Origin of the sequence: Oscillibacter sp. UBA6647 (genome assembly GCA_002455655.1) — a bacterium.
GTDB lineage: Bacteria > Bacillota > Clostridia > Oscillospirales > Oscillospiraceae > Oscillibacter.
The window spans coordinates 1-4,021 of sequence record DKLF01000166.1; the positions used below are offsets into that span (position 1 = coordinate 1).

General features: G+C 59.4%; 3 protein-coding genes. 2 read left to right on the forward strand and 1 reads right to left on the reverse strand.

Going from position 1 to position 4,021, the window contains the following annotated elements:
• Together B2W96_RS11655 and B2W96_RS11660 are read left to right on the forward strand one after the other, a co-directional pair.
• A partial coding sequence (locus tag B2W96_RS11655) for a hypothetical protein (protein WP_293010604.1) occupies positions 1 to 1,643 on the forward strand: 1,643 nt, incomplete at its 5' end.
• A 92-nt stretch (positions 1,644 to 1,735) separates the two neighbouring features.
• A complete protein-coding gene (locus B2W96_RS11660) occupies positions 1,736 to 3,010 on the forward strand; it encodes an HD-GYP domain-containing protein (protein ID WP_293010605.1) in 1,275 nt (424 codons plus the stop codon).
• A 394-nt stretch (positions 3,011 to 3,404) separates the two neighbouring features.
• Here B2W96_RS11660 and B2W96_RS11665 read toward each other — a convergent pair.
• Positions 3,405 to 4,021, reverse strand: a 617-nt coding sequence (locus tag B2W96_RS11665) for an aminotransferase class III-fold pyridoxal phosphate-dependent enzyme (protein WP_293010606.1), incomplete at its 5' end; no start/stop codon positions are given.

The window sequence follows — 4,021 nt, forward strand, 5'->3', positions numbered from 1 at the left end:
AGCCGGAGGAGCCGCCCGTGGGCCCCGAGCCGCCCTTGGACGAGGCCATGCGCTTTGCCCAGAAGCGCTGGCGGCGGCTGCGCCGCCCGCTTCCCGTGGCTGCGCTGATCTGCCTTTTGCTGCTAGCGCCGCAGGCGGCGGAGGCCGCCGGATATACGGTTCCTCTTTGGACGGGGGACGGGATGCTGCAAACCGCCGTTTCCGCCGGGGCTCTGTTGCTGTTGTGCATACTGTGCCGGGGCGTGTTTGTCCGGGGCGGTACCCGGCTGGCGCATAAGTTTTTTACGGGAGAGCTGCTGCTCTCCTTCTCCGCTGTGGTGGCGCTGCTTGACTGCGCGGCGGTACTCTGGCTTCCGGGGCGAAGCGCCGTTCCGCTGTATGCGCTTCCCGCCTGCGTGGGGCTTTTCTTCGGCCAATGGGGCATTTCTCAGCGGGAAAAGGCCCGGAGTGACACCTTTCGCACCGCCGCACTGGACCTCACGCCCCCCTATCTGGTGACGGATTTGGAAACGGGGGCCTGCAAGCAGCCGGGCCGCGTTCCCGGCTTTTGGTCCGACGCGGAAAAGCCCTCTCTCTCCGAGATTTGGCAGGCGGCGCTGTTGCCGGTGGTATTTGTCGCTTCCGTGGTGTTCGCCGCCCTTGGCTCTGTGGGGCAGGGGCGGAATGCGGATTTCCTCTTGAATTGGTCCGCGATTCTCGCGGCTTCGGCGGCATTGATGCTGCCCATGACGGACGCGCTTCCCGCTGCGCGGCTTGCAAAGCGCCTGCAAAAGGGCGGCTGCGCCGTGGCGGGCTGCGCCGGGGCGGAGCGGATCAGCCGCAAAAAATCCATGGTGGTGACAGATCAGGACTTGTTCCCCCCCGGAACGGTCAGCCTGAACGGCGTGAAGCTTTTTGGTGAGGAGATGCCAAGGGCTGTGTCCTATGCCGCGTCTCTGGCCCGTTCTTCCGGCTGCGGGCTTCGGCGGCTGTTTGACAATCTTTTGGTGTCCGAGGGCGGAACACTGGAATCTTTGGACGATTTCAGCTTTTATGAGGAGGGCGGCTTCTCCGCCGCCATTCGGGGAGAGTCGGTTTTGCTTGGCACCGCGTCCTTCATGCGCAAAATGGATGTGCGCCTGCCCAGCGGGCTGAATCTGCGTACAGGCGTTTTCCTGTCCATCGACCGGGAGCTGGCGGCGGTGTTCGCGGTGAAGTACAAGCCCTCGGACAATGTGGACTGGGCGCTGCGGCTTCTGCGCAGAAACAAAATTCAGCCGATTCTCGCTTCCCGGGACCCTAACGTGAACCCCGGCTTGCTGAAACGGAAATTTACCGCCAAGGTGAAAATTCAGTATCCCACCCTTTCCGACCGGGTGGCATTTTCCGAGCAGGAGAGCGCGCAAGGCCGTCCCCGGGCGCTGCTGCTGCGGGAGGGGCTGCTGCCCTATGCCGAAACCGTGACCGGCAGCCGCCGCCTGTGCCGCGCGGTGCGCAGCGGCACGGCGCTGACGCTGCTGGCCTCCGTGGCCGGGTCCCTTCTGAGCTTTTATTTGACGGGACTTGGCAGCTATGCGTTGATGGAGCCTTTGCGTCTTCTCGCGTTTTCCTTATTGTGGACGGTGCCGGTGTTCCTGCTGGATCATACGGCGGGGCGGTATTAAGGCCGGGCGCGGATGCACTGGAAAATTCGGGGGCGCTTGTCCCCACCGCAGCGGTTCCAAATAAAATTTACAGAGAAACAGAGACGGGAATTATGACCTACTACAACCGCTATTTTGCAACACTTTACGACTTGATTGCCTGTATGACCGCGGCGGTGGACCTACTGGACGTAAGGGTTTCAAACCATCATCAGCGCGTCGCCTTTATGTCCTTAAAGCTTGCTGAACAAATGGGCCTGCCATTGGAGGAGAGACGGACGCTGGTGCAGGCCGCTCTGCTGCACGACATCGGCGCCCTGACTCTGAGCGAACGATTGCAGCTCATTACTGGGGAGGCCACTGAGCCGGAGGGTCACGCCAGAATTGGGGCAAGATTTTTGGAGGACTTTCCCCTTCTGCGCCGCGAGGCGGAAATTGTCCGCTTTCACCATGTCCCGTGGAAAAATGGCGCAGGTGAGATGCACCACGGCGCGAAGGTTCCCCTGCTCTCTCACGTGCTGCATCTGGCGGACCGAGCGGTGGTGCAGATTCGGCCGGACATGGGCGTGATCAGCCAGATAGGCGCCATCCGTGAAGTCATTGCCGCGCAGCGGGGCGAGGTATTTGTGCCGGAAACCGTGGATGCGTTTATGTCAATGAGCATGCAAGAGGCGCTGTGGCTGGAACTGGTGGATGGCCCCCAGATTCACGACTTTCTGGACGAGCTGTCTTTGGATGCGGTGAAGCTCACGCTGGACGAGGTGGTGAAGCTGACCGACGTGTTCGCCCATATCATTGACTTTCGCAGCCCCTTTACCACGCGGCATTCCGCAAGCGTGGCCGCCACGGCGGAAAAGCTGGCGGAGTTGTCGGGCTTTTCCGAAAACGAGTGTAAGATGATGCGGATTGCGGGAAATCTCCACGATCTGGGAAAGCTGGCAATTCCCGCTGAGATTTTGGAGAAGCGGTCCAAGCTGGACCCGGACGAGTTTGACATTATCCGGGGCCATACCTTTTATACTTACCGACTGCTCCGGCCTATTCGGGGCTTCGAGATGATTAACCAGTGGGCGTCCTACCACCATGAAAGGCTTACCGGAAACGGGTATCCCTTTCATCTGAAGGCTGACAGCCTGCCGCTGGGGTCTCGCATTATGGCGGTGGCCGATATCTTTACCGCCGTGACCGAGGACCGGCCCTATCGGAAAGGAATGTCTTTCTCCAGAACGGAGGACCTGCTCCGGGATATGGCGCGCAACGGCGCGATCTCGGTGGATTTGGTGTCTCTTCTGCTGGCCCATCATCAGGAGATTTCCCAACTTCGAGAGGAAGCGGCTGATCAGGCCGGAAAGCGGTATGACAGGCTTTTTTTGCAGGACTGCGTGTAAAGCCTTGGGACAACAGCGCCGAATTGTGGTCACTACCTTAAATACGCAAAACCCGCCGTCCGATTGGACGGCGGGTTTTTTGCTTTGAAAATTTCTCATTCTTAAGCAGGCGGGCGGAACGCACCTGCTGGCCGCTTCTGAAACACTGGCCGTAAGGTGCGCTTTGTGGGGCCGGTCAAAGACTGCTGTTTTCGCTTCGGCAGGTTTTTGGTGCTGTATCCTCGTGGTCAAAGCCCTTGAATATGCGCCCAAACACGTATATATGGTCATATTGGCGCGCAAAGTGCATAGGGGAGTACACCGCCGGCATAAGCTCTCTAAGTCTCGTCCGCCAGAATGCCTGCGTCCTGCCGGGCCGCGGCCTGAATCGGCGTTTCAATTACATTGGGCCGCGTTACCAGCCCTGTATCTCATCTAGAATCGAGTCGCTCAACTCTCCGGCGGTATAGGCCACCAGCGCGGCATGAATGATTTCCGTGGCCCGGTCCAACTCCTCCCGGGTGATAACCAAAGGGGGCTGCACCCGCAGGGTGCTTTGCCCCACAAAGGTCAGCAGCAGGCCGTGCTTCATGCAGTAATAGGAAATCTTGGCGGCGGCGGGATAGTTTTTCTCCATGGTTTCCCGATCTGTCACCAGATCCACGCCGATGTTCAGTCCAATGCCCCGCACCTCGCCGATGACGGGGAATTCTTCCTGCATTTTTAGAAACCGCTCCCGCAGATAAAGGCCCTTTTGATAAGATTCCTCGAAGATGTTTTCCCTCTCCATGATTTCCAGCATTTTTAAAGAGGCGGTACAGCAGGAGGCATTGCCAGACATGGTAAACGCGTGGGCCGGTGATCCCAGCGACTCCATCACCTCTCTGCGGCCCACGACCGCGCCCAAAGGCAGCCCGCCGCCAAGGGATTTGCCCAGTACATACAAATCGCACTCCACACCGAAATTGTCCATGGCGAACATGCGCCCCGTGCGGCCAACGCCCTGATTGATTTCATCGGAAATCAGCAGAA

Excerpts from the sequence above, each read along its gene's own strand:
- B2W96_RS11660 (WP_293010605.1), top strand. The coding sequence starts at position 1,736 with ATGACCTACTACAACCGCTATTTTGCAACACTTTACGACTTGATTGCC.